Here is a 17,313-nt window from a genome sequence, read left to right on the forward strand (position 1 = left end):
AAACGGTTTCGTCAGGGCGCAGGATTATCTATAATAGCGCCCGTTTTCCCCCCTTGCGCACACTGAAAGCTTAGAAGACGAGAGACTTATGATGGAAATTCTGCGTGGTTCGCCTGCACTGTCTGCATTTCGTATTAACAAACTGCTGACGCGTTTTCAGGCAGCCAACCTCCCGGTAAGCAATATTTACGCTGAGTATGTCCATTTTGCCGATCTGGATGCTCCGCTTCACGACGAAGAGCGCGCCAGACTTGAACGTCTGTTGAAGTATGGCCCGAGTCTCAGCAGCCATACGCCTTCCGGTAAATTACTGCTCGTGACTCCCCGCCCTGGCACCATCTCCCCCTGGTCTTCAAAAGCAACCGACATCGCCCACAACTGTGGCCTGACTCAGGTTCTGCGCCTGGAACGCGGTGTGGCCTGGTATGTGGAAGCCTCTACGCTGACGGCGGAGCAGTGGCGTGAAGTGGCGGCAGCGCTGCACGATCGCATGATGGAAAGCGTCTTCGACTCGCTGCAGGATGCGGAAAAACTGTTTGCTCATCATCAGCCTGCACCGGTATCCAGCGTGGATCTACTGGGCGAGGGGCGTCAGGCGCTCATCGACGCTAACCTGCGTCTGGGGCTGGCGCTGGCGGATGATGAAATCGACTATCTGCAGGATGCCTTCACTAAGCTTGGGCGTAACCCGAACGATATCGAACTCTATATGTTTGCGCAGGCTAACTCTGAGCACTGCCGACACAAAATTTTCAACGCCGACTGGATTATCGACGGTGAACAGCAGCCGAAATCGCTGTTCAAGATGATCAAAAACACCTTTGAAACCACGCCGGATCACGTGCTGTCTGCTTATAAAGATAACGCCGCAGTAATGGAAGGGTCTGAAGTGGGGCGTTATTTTGCTGACCACGAAACGGGTCGCTACGATTTCCACCAGGAGCCTGCGCACATCCTGATGAAAGTCGAAACCCACAACCACCCGACGGCGATTTCTCCGTGGCCGGGCGCGGCAACCGGTTCCGGCGGTGAAATTCGTGATGAAGGCGCCACCGGGCGCGGTGCGAAACCGAAGGCGGGTCTGGTCGGTTTCTCCGTTTCTAACCTGCGTATCCCGGGCTTTGAACAGCCGTGGGAAGAAGATTTCGGCAAGCCGGAACGCATTGTTACCGCGCTCGATATCATGACCGATGGCCCACTGGGCGGCGCGGCGTTTAACAACGAATTTGGTCGCCCGGCGCTGAACGGCTACTTCCGCACCTATGAAGAGAAAGTGAACAGCCACAACGGCGAAGAGCTGCGCGGCTATCACAAACCGATCATGCTGGCAGGCGGGATCGGCAACATCCGCGCCGATCACGTACAGAAAGGCGAGATCACCGTGGGTGCGAAACTGGTCGTTCTCGGTGGCCCGGCGATGAATATCGGCCTTGGTGGTGGCGCAGCCTCTTCCATGGCTTCCGGCCAGTCTGATGCGGATCTCGATTTCGCTTCCGTACAGCGCGACAACCCGGAAATGGAGCGTCGTTGCCAGGAAGTGATCGACCGTTGCTGGCAGTTGGGCGAGGCGAACCCGATTCTGTTTATCCATGACGTTGGCGCGGGCGGCCTTTCTAACGCCATGCCGGAACTGGTGAGCGACGGCGGACGCGGCGGTAAATTCGAACTGCGCGACATCCTGAGCGACGAGCCGGGTATGAGCCCGCTGGAAATCTGGTGTAACGAATCGCAGGAACGTTACGTGCTGGCGGTTGCGCCTGAGCAGATGCCGCTGTTTGATGAACTCTGTAAGCGCGAGCGCGCGCCTTATGCGGTCATTGGTGAAGCGACTGAAGAACTGCACCTCAGCCTGAATGACAAGCACTTCGACAATCAGCCTATCGACCTGCCGCTTGACGTGCTGCTGGGCAAAACGCCGAAGATGACCCGCGACGTCACCACCCTGAAAGCGAAGGGCGGTGCGCTGGTTCGCGACGGTATTACCGTTGCCGATGCGGTTAACCGCGTTCTGCATCTGCCGTCCGTGGCGGAAAAAACCTTCCTCGTCACCATTGGCGACCGTACAGTGACTGGCATGGTGGCGCGCGATCAGATGGTCGGCCCGTGGCAGATCCCGGTGGCTAACTGTGCGGTCACTACCGCCAGCCTCGACAGCTACTACGGTGAAGCGATGGCGATTGGTGAACGTTCTCCGGTTGCGTTGCTCGACTTCGCGGCGTCTGCCCGTCTGGCCGTCGGTGAAGCGCTGACCAACATTGCGGCAACGCAAATTGGCAATATCAAACACATCAAACTGTCGGCGAACTGGATGTCTGCTGCCGGTCACCCTGGCGAAGACGCCGGTCTGTATGAAGCGGTGAAAGCGGTTGGCGAAGAACTTTGCCCGGCGCTGGGTCTGACCATTCCGGTCGGTAAAGACTCCATGTCGATGAAAACCCGCTGGCAGGAAGGTAACGAACAGCGCGAAATGACTTCGCCGCTGTCGCTGGTGATTTCCGCGTTTGCTCGCGTGGAAGATGTGCGTCATACCATTACGCCGCAGCTTTCTACGCAAGATAACGCGCTGCTGCTGATTGACCTTGGGAAAGGCCATAACGCGCTGGGCGCCACCGCGCTGGTGCAGGTTTACCGTCAACTGGGCGACAAACCTGCCGATGTGCGTGACGTCGCGCAGCTGAAAGGCTTCTATGACGCCATTCAGGCGCTGGTGGCAGAGCGTAAACTGCTGGCCTATCACGACCGTTCTGATGGCGGCCTGCTGGTGACGCTGGCGGAAATGGCTTTTGCCGGTCATTGCGGCGTTGAGGCGGATATCGCCGCGCTGGGCGATGACCGTCTGGCTGCACTGTTCAATGAAGAACTGGGGGCGGTGATTCAGGTTCGCGCGGCTGACCGTGAGGCGGTTGAAGCGCTGCTGGCGAAACACGGTCTCGGCGATTGCGTGCACTATCTGGGCAATGCCGTCGCGGGTGACCGCTTCGTGCTGACTGCTAACGGCCAGCCGGTCTTTAGCGAAAGCCGCACCACGTTGCGTATGTGGTGGGCAGAAACCACCTGGCAGATGCAGCGCCTGCGTGATAACCCGGAAAGCGCCGATCAGGAGCATAACGCGAAAGCCAACGATAACGATCCTGGCCTGAACGTGAAGCTGACCTTTGATATCAGTGAAGATATCGCCGCGCCGTACATTGCGAAGGGCGCGCGTCCTCAGGTGGCGGTACTGCGTGAGCAGGGCGTCAACTCCCATGTGGAAATGGCGGCGGCGTTCCAGCGTGCGGGCTTCGATGCCATCGACGTCCATATGAGTGACCTGCTTGCCGGTCGCACCGGGCTGGCGCGTTTTGATGCGCTGGTCGCCTGCGGCGGCTTTTCCTACGGTGACGTGCTGGGCGCGGGTGAGGGCTGGGCGAAGTCTATCCTGTTCAACAATCGCGTGCGTGATGAATTTGAAACCTTCTTCCATCGTCCGCAAACGCTGGCGCTGGGCGTGTGCAACGGTTGCCAGATGATGTCTAATCTGCGCGAACTGATCCCGGGCAGCGACCTGTGGCCGCGCTTTGTGCGTAACAACTCTGACCGTTTTGAAGCGCGTTTCAGCCTGGTCGAAGTGACGCAAAGCCCATCGCTGCTGCTGCAGGGCATGGTCGGTTCGCAGATGCCGATTGCCGTTTCCCACGGTGAAGGCCGCGTGGAAGTTCGCGATGCGGCGCATCTGGCGGCGCTGGAAAGCAAAGGTCTGGTGGCACTGCGCTACGTTGATAACTTCGGCAAGGTGACGGAAACCTATCCGGCGAACCCGAACGGCTCTCCGAACGGGATCACCGCCGTGACCAACGAAAGTGGTCGCGTCACCATCATGATGCCGCACCCGGAACGCGTGTTCCGTACCGTGGCAAACTCCTGGCACCCGGAAAACTGGGGCGAGGATGGGCCGTGGATGCGTATCTTCCGCAATGCGCGTAAGCAGTTAGGTTAAGAGACAGGGCCGCGAAAGCGGCCCTTTTTGTTGGATGACCGCAATCAATCGCATCGACGTGTAGGCCGGATAAGGCGCAGCCGCCATCCGGCGTTTTTAAGTGTCGTGAATCACAGACAATCCTTATTGCAGGTGTCTCCAAATGGAGACATTTAACTTATTGATTTATATGTTTTTTATTTGGTGGCGAATAAAGTGTTGCTAATCAGCGACGCAAAGAACAAAAAATAATCATTTACTCAATGATTGATAAAATCAATATTATCTTTAATTATCATTGAGTTAACATTTTATTTTCCATATTGGCACACATCCTGCATTAATATACTCAGTGGCTCATTCACCCTCTTATGTCAGCCCCTTCGGGACGTGCTACATAAACTTCGAATGACGCACAACAAGGTGCCTGCCGTCCAGCTTCTGATATCTTTGCATATCAACCATCGGGCGAAACGTTGAGTTAGGCACCGCCTTATTCCAGAACAAAGCCGGGTTTCGACCCGGCTTTGTTATTTCTGCCTTTCCCCGCGTCACTTCCTCAGTTAGCATCCTTACAGGTTGATTTTTTGGGAACTCCTTGTGAAACGCGTCTCTCTTTCTCCCCGTTCGCTGCGACAACTGGTTATGCTGGCATTTCTGTTGATCCTGCTGCCTTTATTGGTGCTCGCCTGGCAGGCGTGGCAGAGCCTGAATGCGCTTAGTGCGCAGGCGGAAAAAACCAACCGTACCACGCTAATTGATGCGCGTCGCAGCGAAGCAATGACCAACATTGCGCTGGAAATGGAGCGCAGCTATCGCCAGTACTGCGTGCTCGATGACCCAACGCTGGCGCGCGTTTACCAGAGCCAGCGTAAGCGCTACAGCGATATGCTCGACGCGCATGCGGGCGTGCTGCCCGATGAAAAACTGTATCAGGCGCTCAGGCAGGATCTTAACGATCTGGCCCAGCTTCAGTGTCTCAATAGCGGCCCGGAAAAGCTGGCGGCGGCCAGGCTGGAAGCCTTTGCCAATGCCAATACCGAAATGGTTCAGGCGACGCGTACGGTGGTCTTCTCGCGCGGTCAGCAGCTACAGCAGGAAATAGCCGAGCGCGGCCAGTTCTTTGGCTGGCAGGCGCTGGTGCTGTTCCTGGTGAGCCTGGCGATGGTGTTGCTGTTTACCCGCATGATTATCGGCCCGGTCAAAGGCATTGAGAGTATGATTAATCGCCTGGGCGAGGGGGAAACCCTCAAAGAGGGCGTCACCTTCCGTGGCCCGCGCGAACTGCGATCCGTCGGCCAACGTATCGTCTGGTTGAGCGAGCGGCTCTCCTGGCTGGAATCGCAGCGCCATCAGTTTCTGCGCCATCTCTCCCACGAACTCAAAACGCCGCTCGCCAGCATGCGTGAAGGCACCGAATTGCTGGCGGACCAGGTTGTCGGCCCACTCACGCCGGAGCAAAAAGAGGTGGTGGATATCCTCGATGACAGCAGCCGTAACCTGCAAAAACTGATTGAGCAACTGCTGGATTACAACCGCAAACTGAGCGATGGCGCCGTGCCCATGAGCCGCGTCGAGCTGGCCCCAATGGTGGAAGCCGTTGTTTCTGCGCACAGTTTGCCGGCGCGAGCTAAAATGATGCATACCCGGGTTTCTCTGGAAGCCCCGGCATGCCTGGCCGAATCGACGTTATTGATGAGCGCGCTGGATAATCTCTACTCCAATGCGGTGCACTATGGTACTGAATCCGGTAACATTTATATTCGTAGCCACGTCTCCAGCGGGCGAATCGCTATTGATGTGGCCAATACAGGGACGCCGATCCCGGATGCCGAAAAGGCAATGATTTTTGAGCCCTTTTTCCAGGGCAGTCGCCAGCGAAAAGGGGCCGTGAAGGGCAGTGGTCTGGGGTTGAGTATTGCCCGCGATTGCGTGCGCAAGATGCACGGTGAGCTTCATCTGATTGACGATAGTGCGGGCGATATCTGTTTTCGCATTGAACTCCCTGTCCCCGGGCCGGATAAAACAAACTCATGACTACATATCGGGTGCATATGTCCCACTTTTTAAGTACGCGCGTCGTACAGGGCGCCCGCCGTTTCTGGCTGTCGGGCTTATCCTGTCTGGCGCTCGTTGGCTGTAGCTCTGGCCTGACGCCACATATTGGCGTCAGCGAAGAGAAAGTTCCCCACGAACAGGTGGCGGATTACCTTTCAACCACCTGTGACGAACTCTGGACGCTTGACGGCGCCGTTGCGGAGAACAATCCGCTGTACTGGCTGCGCGGTATGGATTGTGCCGACCGTCTTACCCCCGCTCAGGCGCGGGCGCAGGCTAATCAGTTGGGCGATGCGAGCTGGTCAGATGCCTTCAAGCGCGGCGTGCTGCTGGCTAATGCGAAAATCATGCCCTCCGAACGCCAACTGATTGTTTCGCGACTTGATGCGCACAGCGCGCAAATTCCGTCACGTATTCGCCCGCTGTATCAGGTGTGGCGCGATAACCAGATGCTCCAGCTAAAACTCTCTGATGAGCGCACGCGCTACAGCAAGCTGCAGGAAACGAGCGATGCCGCGCTGGATGAACTGCGTCAGCAGCAGCAGGCGCTGAAGGGTGAACTGGATCTGACGACCCGTAAACTGCAAAACCTGACCGACATCGAACGCCAGCTCTCCAGCCGTAAACCCTCGTCCGGCTTTAATCCGGACACTACGCACGCAACGGATGCGCCCGCTGACACGGAGGATAAACAATGACACCGCGGAAAACGGCTCGCCTGCTGCTGGTGGATGATGACCCGGGGCTGCTTAAGCTGTTGGGTATGCGTTTGACCAGCGAAGGCTATCAGGTGGACACGGCTGAGAGCGGGCAGCAGGGGCTGCGCGTGCTGGCGAAAGAGCGTATCGACCTTGTTATCAGCGATCTGCGAATGGATGAAATGGACGGTTTGCAGCTGTTCAGCGAAATTCAGAAAGTGCAGCCGGGTATGCCGGTAATCATCCTCACCGCCCACGGATCGATTCCTGACGCGGTCGCCGCGACACAGCAGGGCGTCTTTAGTTTCCTGACCAAACCGGTCGATAAAGACGCGCTGTATAAAGCCATTGATGAAGCGCTGGCGCGAACCGCTCCGGCGGTAGATGAGCGCTGGCGGGAATCGATTGTGACCCGTAGCCCAATCATGTTGCGACTGCTGGAGCAGGCGCAGATGGTGGCGCAGTCGGATGTCAGCGTGCTGATTAACGGCCAGAGCGGCACCGGGAAAGAGATTCTGGCGCAGGCGATTCACAACGCCAGCCCGCGCAACAGCAAGCCGTTTGTGGCGATAAACTGTGGCGCGCTGCCGGAACAGTTGCTGGAGTCGGAACTCTTCGGCCACGCGCGCGGGGCGTTTACCGGCGCGGTAAGCAATCGGGAAGGGTTGTTTCAGGCGGCGGAAGGCGGCACGTTGTTCCTCGATGAAATCGGCGATATGCCCGCGCCGCTGCAGGTCAAACTGCTGCGCGTGTTGCAGGAGCGCAAAGTGCGCCCGCTGGGCAGCAACCGAGATCTCGACATTAACGTGCGGATTATCTCTGCCACCCACCGCGATTTACCGAAAGCGATGGCGCGCGGCGAGTTTCGTGAAGATCTTTTCTATCGCCTTAACGTGGTAAACCTCAAAATTCCGACGCTTGCCGAGCGCACGGAAGACATTCCGCTGCTGGCAAACCATTTGCTGCGCCAGTCCGCCGACCGACACAAGCCGTTCGTGCGCGCGTTCTCTACCGATGCCATGAAGCGCCTGATGGCCGCCAACTGGCCGGGCAACGTGCGCCAGTTGGTGAACGTTATTGAACAGTGCGTGGCGCTGACGTCGTCGCCGGTGATCAGCGATGCGTTGGTCGAGCAGGCGCTGGAAGGTGAGAACACCGCGCTGCCAACCTTTGTCGAAGCGCGTAACCAGTTTGAACTCAACTACCTGCGCAAGCTGCTGCAAATTACCAAAGGCAATGTGACGCATGCGGCGAGAATGGCGGGGCGCAACCGCACGGAGTTTTATAAGCTGCTCTCACGCCACGAACTGGACGCAAATGATTTTAAAGAGTAGCACCGTACTTTTGCGTGATTTATGATACGGTGAGCAACCGGTTACGCGACTGAAAAACAGGAACACCATGAAAAAAATTGATGCGATTATTAAACCCTTCAAACTGGATGATGTACGTGAAGCGCTGGCGGAAGTCGGTATTACCGGGATGACGGTAACAGAAGTAAAAGGCTTTGGTCGTCAGAAAGGCCACACCGAGCTCTATCGCGGTGCGGAATACATGGTGGACTTCCTGCCGAAAGTCAAAATTGAAATCGTGGTCAGCGACGATATCGTTGATACCTGCGTGGATACTATTATCCGCACGGCGCAGACCGGCAAAATCGGCGACGGCAAAATCTTCGTCTTTGACGTGGCGCGCGTGATCCGTATTCGTACGGGTGAAGAGGACGACGCGGCGATTTAACGCCGCGTGTGTCTTGCCGGATGGCGGCGTTGCCTTATCCGGCCTACGTACTTCTTACCCCGTAGGCCTGATAAGCGAAGCGCCATCAGGCACGTTTTTACAGCACCTTATGCGGCCCGAAGCACTCGTAATGAATACTTTCCGGCTTCACGCCCAGCTCAACCAACTGCTTCGCGGCAAACTGCATAAAGCCGACCGGGCCACAGAGATAAAACTGCATCGCCGGGTCGCTGAACGCACCTTCCATCGCACTTAAATCCATCAATCCTTCGCTGTCAAACGCGGCCGCCTGACGATCTGCCTCGGTCGGTTGGCGATACCAGGTGTGCGCGGTAAAGCGCGGCAGGCTGGAACCCAGCGTTTTCACTTCGTCGGCAAAGGCATGCACATCGCCATTTTCCGCCGCGTGGAACCAGTTCACCTGGGCGGTATGGCTGGATTTCGCCAGCGTATCGAGCATTGCCAGCATTGGCGTCTGACCGACACCGGCGGAAATCAGCGTCACCGGGGTGTTGTTTTCTACGGACATAAAGAAATCGCCCGCAGGTGCCGCCAGATGCACCACATCGCCGACATTCGCGGAATTATGCAGCCAGCTTGATACCTGACCGCCGTCTTCACGTTTCACCGCAATACGGTAGCCTTTGCCATCCGCTTTACGGGTAAGGGAGTACTGACGAATCTCCTGATGCGGGAAGCCTTCCGGTTTCAGCCACACGGCCAGATACTGGCCCGGCAGATAATCAGCGACCGCGCCGCCGTCCACCGGCTCAAATTCAAAGCTGGTGATGAGCGCGCTGCGCGGCGTTTTTGCCACGATGCGGAACGGACGGGTGCCTTCCCAGCCGCCGGTTTTGTTGGCGTTCTGCTGGTAGATTTCCGCTTCACGATTGATAAACACCCCCGCCAGTACGCCGTAGGCTTTACCCCATGCGTCCAGCACTTCCTGACCCGGGCTGAACATTTCGTCCAGCGTCGCCAGCAGGTGCGCGCCCACGATGTTGTACTGCTCAGGTTTAATCTGGAAGCTGGTGTGTTTCTGGGCGATTTTCTCAACCGCAGGCAGCAGGGCCGGCAGGTTTTCAATATTGCTGGCGTAGGCGGCAATGGCGTTGAACAGCGCTTCACGCTGGTCGCCGTTGCGCTGGTTGCTCATATTGAAAATCTCTTTCAGTTCCGGGTTGTGGGTAAACATCCGGTCGTAAAAGTGGGCGGTGAGTTTAGGGCCGGTTTCAACCAGCAGGGGAATGGTGGCTTTGACGGTAGCAATGGTTTGAGCATCAAGCATGGCAGGCTTCCTTTTTACGATTATCTATTGTTGTATCTTGAATGCATCTTATAAAAATAACCCTGCTTTGTAAATGGTTCTTTGTAACAATGCATCTTGTTGGTTACAACGTGAAGAATTTGCATCACAAACCTGAAAAGATATCCGTTGAAATTTGGCGAGCCTTTATTCCTCAATCCCTTGTGTGACGTGAAGGAAAACGTTTGCGTAAAATCGTTTGTCAAGACCTGTTATCGCAGAACTAATCAGTTATACTGTTGGCCGTTGTCCATCAGGGCTTAAAAAATTTACTGTTAGCTGAGTCAGGAGATGCGGATGTTAAAGCGTGAAATGAACATTGCCGATTATGATGCCGAACTGTGGCAGGCTATGGAGCAGGAAAAAGTACGTCAGGAAGAGCACATCGAACTGATCGCCTCCGAAAACTACACCAGCCCGCGCGTTATGCAGGCACAGGGTTCTCAGCTGACCAACAAATATGCTGAAGGTTATCCGGGCAAACGCTACTACGGCGGTTGCGAGTACGTGGATATCGTTGAGCAACTGGCTATCGACCGCGCGAAAGAGCTGTTTGGCGCAGACTATGCTAACGTTCAGCCGCACTCCGGTTCACAGGCTAACTTCGCGGTCTACACCGCGCTGCTGCAGCCGGGCGATACCGTTCTGGGTATGAACCTGGCGCAGGGCGGTCACCTGACTCACGGCTCCCCGGTAAACTTCTCCGGCAAACTGTACAACATCATCCCTTACGGTATTGATGAGTCCGGTAAAATTGACTACGAAGACATGGCTAAGCAGGCTAAAGAGCACAAACCGAAGATGATCATCGGTGGCTTCTCCGCTTACTCCGGTATCGTTGACTGGGCAAAAATGCGTGAAATCGCTGACAGCATCGGCGCATACCTGTTTGTCGATATGGCCCACGTTGCGGGTCTGATTGCCGCAGGCGTTTATCCGAACCCGGTTCCGCACGCACACGTAGTGACCACCACCACCCACAAAACCCTGGCGGGTCCGCGCGGCGGCCTGATTCTGGCGAAAGGCGGTGACGAAGAGCTGTACAAAAAACTGAACTCCGCTGTCTTCCCAAATGCGCAGGGCGGCCCGCTGATGCACGTGATTGCCGGTAAAGCGGTAGCACTGAAAGAAGCGATGGAGCCTGAGTTCAAAGTTTACCAGCAGCAGGTTGCGAAAAACGCCAAAGCGATGGTGGAAGTGTTCCTGAACCGTGGCTACAAAGTGGTTTCCGGCGGTACTGAAAACCACCTGTTCCTGCTGGATCTGGTTGATAAAAACCTGACCGGTAAAGAAGCTGACGCCGCCCTGGGCCGCGCCAACATCACCGTCAACAAAAACAGCGTGCCGAACGATCCGAAGAGCCCGTTCGTGACCTCCGGTATCCGTATTGGTTCTCCGGCAATCACTCGCCGTGGCTTCAAAGAAGCGGAAGCGAAGGAACTGGCTGGCTGGATGTGTGACGTTCTGGACAACATCAATGATGAAGCGGTTATCGAGCGCATCAAAGGTAAAGTTCTGGATATCTGCGCACGCTTCCCGGTTTACGCATAATTCTGTTTAGCAGAATGAGAAAAGGCCGCGCAAGCGGCCTTTTTTGTGTCCGTCATTTTGCCGAATGGCGGCGTAAACGCCTTATCCGGCCTACAAATGAGCGCGTAGGCCGGATAAGCGCAGCGCCATCCGGCATTTACTCACCGGCGATCCAGCGAAATCGCGCCCGGCCCGGTCATCGCCAGCAGCAGGAAACCGCCCGCGATACTGACGTTTTTCCAGAAGTTAATCATATTCGGCACCACCGCATCACCGGTCATATCCCAGTAGTGGTGACCAATCACCGCCGTACCCAGCGTATAGAAAATAAAGATAACCGCCAGCGGGCGCGTGAAGAAGCCGAGCACAATAAGAATGGCGACCGGCACTTCCATAATGATGGCGATAATCGCCGACAGCGTGGGCACTGGCGCGCCCGAGGACGCCATATACTGAACCGTGCCCTCAAAGCCCAGCATTTTCGGATAACCAAAAATGATAAAAAGCACAACGAGAGCGATGCGCGCAATAAGCAACATCAGCGAACGTGATGTGCCAAAGTCGAAATAACGTAGAGTGTTCATAGTCTTCCATTATGTTAAGACGTGTTCTTAAAACGTAATACACAATGTGACTCTCTGCCACGCGATGCGCCGTTATGTTTACTGATTGCTGAAAAGGTCGCCAGCGCGACCTTTTTTCTGACTTACAGCGACTTAAGCGCCATGCTCTCATCGGTCAGCGCATCGACGGCAAGCTTTTTGCCCGACTGAATCAGCTTACGTAACACGCGTACTTCGCGCCCCTGATTAAGCGCCACAGCCCCAACCAGCGCTCCATCGCGAAGCTGAAACCAGATAACTTTTCGCTCATCCGGGTTACCGCGACAGATCCAGTTTTCGCCCTGCATTTCACCCACAAATTGCAGATTATCACTGAATTGATCGCTCCAGAACCAGCCCGGCGTGGCGATGGGAAGCGGCTGATCTAACATGGCTGCCGCTGCGGTTTGCGCCTGAAAATTGGCATTTTCCCAGCTTTCAATGCGATGTAGGGAACCGTCCGGTTGACGCGTTATCGCCACATCACCGGCGGCGAAAATGGTCGGGTCGGCCGTATTACCGCGCGCATCCACCACGATACCGTTGGCCGTTTCCAGCCCGGCATCGCGGGCATGGGCGTCATTCGCCACGATACCAATACCGTAAATTACCGCGTCGGCCTGAAGCTGCTCGCCGCTTTGCAATGTCAGCGTCAGCATTTCGCCCGCATCAACGTGTTCGATTGCGCTGTTGAGCAGCAAACGTACGCCTGCTTGCTGGTGACGGTGAATCAAATAGTCACGCACCGGCGGCGGGGCGTTTCGGCCCATCACGGTAGGCGCAAGCTCGACGACCGTAACCTGGCAACCGCGCTGGGTGGCGCTGGCGGCCAGCTCCAGTCCAATCGTGCCTGCACCAACAATCACCAGCGACTTTCCGGCGTCCAGCACCGGGCGCAGGCGTTCAGCATCCCCGGCATGACGCAGCGTAAAGCAGCGTTCGCCCAGCGCATCCAGCATCGGCAGAGGGCGCGCCGCCGCCCCGGTGGCTATCAGCAATTTTGTCCAGCGGTAGCGTTGACCGTCCGCCAGTACCACCGTCTTAGCCTGACGATCGAGCTGGCGGATTGTCACGCCCAGATGCAACTGCACGTTATTCGCCAGCCACCAGTCGGCAGCGAGAACCGGTTGCAGTTGCGGGTTATCGTCAAGCAGCATCGCTTTCGACAGCGGTGGGCGTTCATAGGGCAGTTGCTGTTCATCGGAGAAAAGGTGTATTTCGCCGCCAAACCCCAACTGGCGCAAGGAGGCAGCCGCCATCGCCGCTGCCTGACCACCACCGATAATGGCAATAATTTCGTTATTCATGGCGGCTCCTTAGAGATCGAGTCCGGCGGCAACGTGGCGAATGCCGCGAATGCCCAGGCCTGCGTCGGCGTTTATCATCACGCCACTCAGTGCCCGATTATTACGCCGTGACGCCAGCATCACGTAGGGCCCGGTGAAGTCCGCCGGGTCGGGGAAGAATTGCAGCGGCAGAATGGCGGCGATTTTTTCCGGCGTCAGCGACTGCATAATCGAGGTATCGCTTTGCCCCAGCGCCTGCGGGCCGCGTAAATCGCTCGCCATGCCACAAGGGCCGACGCCGTTGACGCGCACCTTTGGTGCCAGTTCATAGGCCAACTGGCGAATTAACCCCGTCGCCGCGTGTTTGCTGGCGGTATACAGCGGGCCACCGCCGCCCGGATACCAGGCAGCGTTAGAGAGCGTGAAAATAATGCTGCCTTCGCTGGCGATCAGTGCCGGGGCGCAGGCTTTCGCGCCCAGCAAATAACCGAGCACGTTCACGTTAAACAGCTCGTGGAAACCGCTCTCCAGCGCGTCGGCAGGCGTGTTCACCAGCGAGGCGTTGTGATCCCAGATGCCCGCGTTACCGATAAAACAGTCCAGCTTGCCAAACTGCGTCAGCGTCTGGTCAACCGCCCGTTGGTAATCGGCGTAGCAGGTGACGTTGCCTTCAACCGCCAGCACATGCTCGCCAAAACGCTGACGCAGGCTGGCGACCTTCGCGCCCGACAGTTCGAGTGTGGCAACCTTTGCGCCCTCTTCAATAAAGCGCTCGACCAGCGCCAGCCCCAGGCCGGATCCGCCGCCGGTGATGAAAACCACTTCATCTTTTAAATCACTCATGACGCCTCCTGCGGAATATCAACAAACACTTCGCCGCCTTCCACATACACCGGGTAGGTAGCGATAGCATCGGTCGCGGGCAGACACAGCGCTTTACCGGTTTTCAGGCAGAAGCTGGCGGCGTGTAACGGGCACTCCACGGTGGCATCGTCTTCCAGATACCCTTCAGACATTGACGCGTTGCCGTGGCTGCAACGGTCGTTGATGGCAAAGAATTCCCCGCCGACGTGAAACAGGGCGATAACGGGGGTCGTTTCCAGCCGGAGCGCTTCGCCCTCCGGCAGCTCCGTGGTGGAGCAGGCAAATACACGGCTCATCAGAACAATACACTCAGGTTGTGGGAAGTGATCACCGCCTGGTCGAGCACGATTTCACGTGCCAGCAGACGCCACTGTTCGCCTTCCAGGCGGCGCACTTTGTCGAAGCGCGTCCCGATGTAAAAGGTTTCATCACGCTCTTTTTGCGCGCGATAAAGCAAATAATTCACGCGAACGGCAAACACATCCGGCTGCTCTGTTTCGCTCACCTGGATATTGCTGATCATATGGCGCGTGCGTGACGGTGGCTCCTCGGCCCAGGCCATGCCGGTTTCCAGACGGGCGATCCGGCGCTCAAGCTGATCTTTGTTGTCGTTGAAGATCCAGGTCGTCGGCGGTTGTTTGCCTTTACGGCGATCGCGGGTTTGCGCGTTTACCGTGGTGCGCATGGTGTAGACGATCTCTTCATCAAGCTGATCCAGCCAGTCGCGGAAACGCCAGTCGTCGAGCAGGGACGCTTCCAGATAGAGAAACTGGGCGATGCGATGATGCAGTTCTAAAGAGACGGGATTGCTCATTTCATCACCTCCTGCTGGTAGGCGGCGGTTTTCTCATCCACTTCCTGCCAGGTTTCACTGGCGAGGAGATCGGCCCAGCGCTGATACATCCCGCGTGCGGCGGTTTCTGAGAAGATGTAGTTGGTAATGCCCGGAATGCCGTCTTCGCGACGTTTTTCCTGGCCCAACCCCATTTGCAGGCAGAGCTGGCTGTTACGCGCTTTGTTGCCTTTCAGCAGCTTCTGGATTTCACACCAGTTTTCCGAGTCATCTTGCTCCAGAAAGCCCGCCGGGCCGAAGGCGCGGGTGGCGCTGTTTTCAAAGGCCGCTTTCACCTCATCAGAGGCGGCTTTATCGGTGATACAGAAGGCCCATACTTCCACCTGATCCGGCCCTCGGGGGTGCCAGACGCGCAGTGTGGCGGTGCCGTTCAGCCACGAGAGGGTTGGGAAAATATTGTTATGACCAGCCAGGCGCAGGGCGCGCACTTTGCCCAGTCGCTGCTCGGCTTCGTCGTAAGTTTCGCGGTAATAGCTGGAGACCGCGCCATCTACCCACACGTTGGCGTCCGGTTTTTCGGTGAAGAAGAAGCCGCTACCGTGCCCGTCCTGGCCGAACTGTAAGGCATCTTTCGCCGTTTCCCACACCGGGCGGGCGGTCTGGCCGTCGCCGAGATGTTTATCGCTGCCGTCATCTTTCGCGCCCAGCACCTGTACGGCGGAGGCGTGGCTGAAGAGGGCGTGATACTGATCGCTGGCGAACTGCTCTGCCGGGAATTTCCAGTTGCAGTTGATCACCCATTTCTGCACGCCGCCGACAATTTCGGTACCGCCTTCCCGGCGATCCAGCATGCCGTCGAGGTACCACTTCATGTCGCCCAGATAATCCAGCAGCGGCGGGGCGGAGGTATCCCAGTTGGCAAAAATGAGCCCCTTGTAGCTTTCTACGCAGGGCACTTCGTTTAACCCCCAATGGGATTTACACAAACCCTGCGGATAGGCGCGAGGCTCCAGCGGTACATCAATCAGCTCGCCGTTAATGCCGTAAGACCAGCCGTGGTAGGGGCAGGTGAACGCTTTGGTATTGCCGCAATCGGCATAGCTCACGCGCATGGCGCGGTGACGGCACTGGTTCAAAAAGGCTTTGATGCTGCCGTCTTTCTGGCGCACGACAACGACCGCGTCTTCGCCCATATAGGTATTAAAAAAGTCGCCTGCTTTCGGGATCTGGCTTTCATGCGCCAGAAACAGCCAGCAGCGGCCAAAAATGCGTTCAAGCTCCAGTTGATAGATGTCAGGATCGGTGTAAATGCGCGGGGTGACGCTCCCGTTGTGGGTGTCGATCAGAGAGTAGATGTCTACAGGTGTTTTCGTGGTCATATCGTTATCTCGTGGGTAAGAGGTATTGACCTTCTGGTTTTTGTGTCTTTACTATGTTGCTAATTGGTTGTTGTTATGTGAAATACTTAATTTCTACCAGCTGAGACGTTTTATCTATGACAGGGAGAAGGGCATGGAACTGAGACACCTTCGCTACTTTGTGGCCGTTGCGCAGGAGCTGAACTTCACGCGCGCGGCGGAAAAACTGCATACCTCGCAGCCGTCGCTCAGTAGCCAGATTCGCGACCTGGAACAGTGCGTGGGCGTCTCGCTGCTGGAAAGAGATAAACGCAAAGTGACGTTGACCACGGCGGGTGAATGCTTTCTTACCGATGCGCTGGCGATCCTTGACCAGGCGGAGCAGGCGAAAGCCCGCGCGCGTAACGCCGCGCTTCTGGGGAATCATCTGGTGATTGGTTTTGTGCCCTCGGCGGAAGTCAATTTGCTGCCGAAAGTGATGCCGCTGCTGCGCTTGCGCCAACCCGAAACGCAAATTGAACTGGTGAGCCTGATAACCACCCAGCAGGAAGAAAAACTGCGTAGCGGCGAGCTGGATGTCGGCCTGATGCGCCATCCCATCTACCACCCGGAAATTGATTATCTGGAGCTGTTCCATGAACCGCTGGCGGTGGTGATGCCCGCCACGCATCCGCTGGCGCGTGAGCGCAAAATCAGCGCGGCGCAGCTGAATGACGTCGAATTTATCAGTACCGATCCCGCTTATTCCGGTGCGTTGGCGTCGATTGTCGATAAGTGGCTTACCGATCAGCAGTGTCAGCCGAAGATTGTACAGATGGCGACCAATATTCTGGTCACCATGAATCTGGTGGGCATGGGGCTCGGCGTGTCGCTGATCCCCGGTTATATGCAGAGTTTCAATACCGGGCAGGTGGTGTTCCGCCCGCTGGCTGGCGATGCGCCGACGATTGCGTTGCTGATGGCGTGGAAAAAGGGCGAGCTGAAACCGGCGCTGCGCGATTTTATCGATATTGTGAAGACGCGGTGTGAGTTGCTGTAGCTCTCACATTTTTATGAATCCGGTGTGCGGTCATCGAAAATAGGTGATGGAGATCACGATTTTTAACCCATACTCGCGCCAGGC

Annotated in this window: 14 protein-coding genes; 7 read left to right on the plus strand and 7 right to left on the minus strand. The window is 56.6% G+C overall.

Annotation, left to right across the window (positions count from 1 at the left end; all coding sequences use genetic code 11):
- Positions 1-88 precede the first annotated feature (88 nt).
- The 5 genes from purL (at position 89) to glnB (ending at position 8,451) form a co-directional block, all read left to right on the plus strand.
- Positions 89-3,976, plus strand: coding sequence for a phosphoribosylformylglycinamidine synthase (gene purL / locus G163CM_RS00560; protein WP_231826496.1), 3,888 nt, complete (start codon positions 89-91; stop codon positions 3,974-3,976).
- Positions 3,977-4,600: 624 nt separating this feature from the next.
- Positions 4,601-5,992 carry a two component system sensor histidine kinase QseE/GlrK gene (gene qseE / locus G163CM_RS00565; protein WP_051051012.1) on the plus strand — a complete coding sequence of 464 codons (1,392 nt, stop codon included), beginning with the start codon at positions 4,601-4,603 and terminating at the stop codon, positions 5,990-5,992.
- Positions 5,989-6,711 (plus strand): two-component system QseEF-associated lipoprotein QseG, encoded by a 723-nt coding sequence (gene qseG / locus G163CM_RS00570; RefSeq protein ID WP_231826497.1) that lies wholly within the window; start codon positions 5,989-5,991, stop codon positions 6,709-6,711. Before qseE ends, qseG begins: the two co-directional genes overlap by 4 nt.
- On the plus strand, positions 6,708-8,045 hold the full coding sequence (gene glrR, locus G163CM_RS00575) for a two-component system response regulator GlrR (protein WP_149464817.1): 1,338 nt from the start codon (positions 6,708-6,710) through the stop codon (positions 8,043-8,045). Before qseG ends, glrR begins: the two co-directional genes overlap by 4 nt.
- A gap of 67 nt (positions 8,046-8,112) precedes the next feature.
- Positions 8,113-8,451 carry a nitrogen regulatory protein P-II gene (glnB, locus tag G163CM_RS00580; protein WP_003860685.1) on the plus strand — a complete coding sequence of 113 codons (339 nt, stop codon included), beginning with the start codon at positions 8,113-8,115 and terminating at the stop codon, positions 8,449-8,451.
- Between the two features lie 97 nt (positions 8,452-8,548).
- Here glnB and hmpA read toward each other — a convergent pair whose 3' ends face one another.
- A complete protein-coding gene (gene hmpA, locus G163CM_RS00585; protein ID WP_231826498.1) occupies positions 8,549-9,739 on the minus strand; it encodes an NO-inducible flavohemoprotein in 1,191 nt (396 codons plus the stop codon).
- A gap of 315 nt (positions 9,740-10,054) precedes the next feature.
- On the opposite strand from hmpA, the gene glyA reads away from it, so the two are divergent.
- Complete coding sequence (glyA, locus tag G163CM_RS00590) at positions 10,055-11,308, plus strand: serine hydroxymethyltransferase (protein ID WP_015963408.1); 1,254 nt, start codon at positions 10,055-10,057, stop codon at positions 11,306-11,308.
- A gap of 140 nt (positions 11,309-11,448) precedes the next feature.
- On the opposite strand, the gene G163CM_RS00595 is transcribed toward glyA, so the two are convergent.
- The 6 genes from G163CM_RS00595 to hcaE all read right to left on the minus strand — a co-directional run bounded on the left by G163CM_RS00595 (position 11,449) and on the right by hcaE (position 16,211).
- Positions 11,449-11,871 carry a DoxX family protein gene (locus tag G163CM_RS00595; RefSeq protein WP_015963409.1) on the minus strand — a complete coding sequence of 141 codons (423 nt, stop codon included), beginning with the start codon at positions 11,869-11,871 and terminating at the stop codon, positions 11,449-11,451.
- Between the two features lie 122 nt (positions 11,872-11,993).
- Complete coding sequence (hcaD, locus tag G163CM_RS00600) at positions 11,994-13,196, minus strand: phenylpropionate dioxygenase ferredoxin reductase subunit (RefSeq protein ID WP_231826499.1); 1,203 nt, start codon at positions 13,194-13,196, stop codon at positions 11,994-11,996.
- 9 nt (positions 13,197-13,205) lie between these two features.
- Positions 13,206-14,018: a 3-phenylpropionate-dihydrodiol/cinnamic acid-dihydrodiol dehydrogenase gene (hcaB, locus tag G163CM_RS00605; RefSeq protein WP_231826500.1), complete on the minus strand. Its 813-nt coding sequence runs from the start codon at positions 14,016-14,018 to the stop codon at positions 13,206-13,208.
- On the minus strand, positions 14,015-14,335 hold the full coding sequence (gene hcaC / locus G163CM_RS00610; protein WP_231826501.1) for a 3-phenylpropionate/cinnamic acid dioxygenase ferredoxin subunit: 321 nt from the start codon (positions 14,333-14,335) through the stop codon (positions 14,015-14,017). The genes hcaB and hcaC overlap by 4 nt, the downstream gene beginning before the upstream one ends.
- Positions 14,335-14,853 (minus strand): 3-phenylpropionate/cinnamic acid dioxygenase subunit beta, encoded by a 519-nt coding sequence (hcaF, locus tag G163CM_RS00615; RefSeq protein WP_231826502.1) that lies wholly within the window; start codon positions 14,851-14,853, stop codon positions 14,335-14,337. Before hcaF ends, hcaC begins: the two co-directional genes overlap by 1 nt.
- Complete coding sequence (gene hcaE, locus G163CM_RS00620) at positions 14,850-16,211, minus strand: 3-phenylpropionate/cinnamic acid dioxygenase subunit alpha (RefSeq protein ID WP_231826503.1); 1,362 nt, start codon at positions 16,209-16,211, stop codon at positions 14,850-14,852. Before hcaE ends, hcaF begins: the two co-directional genes overlap by 4 nt.
- A gap of 133 nt (positions 16,212-16,344) precedes the next feature.
- On the opposite strand from hcaE, the gene hcaR reads away from it, so the two are divergent.
- Positions 16,345-17,229, plus strand: a complete 885-nt coding sequence (gene hcaR, locus G163CM_RS00625; protein WP_015963415.1) for a DNA-binding transcriptional regulator HcaR — start codon at positions 16,345-16,347, stop codon at positions 17,227-17,229.
- The last annotated feature ends 84 nt before the right edge of the window (positions 17,230-17,313 follow it).

Origin of the sequence: Pseudocitrobacter corydidari (assembly GCF_021172065.1) — a bacterium.
Taxonomy (GTDB): domain Bacteria; phylum Pseudomonadota; class Gammaproteobacteria; order Enterobacterales; family Enterobacteriaceae; genus Pseudocitrobacter; species Pseudocitrobacter corydidari.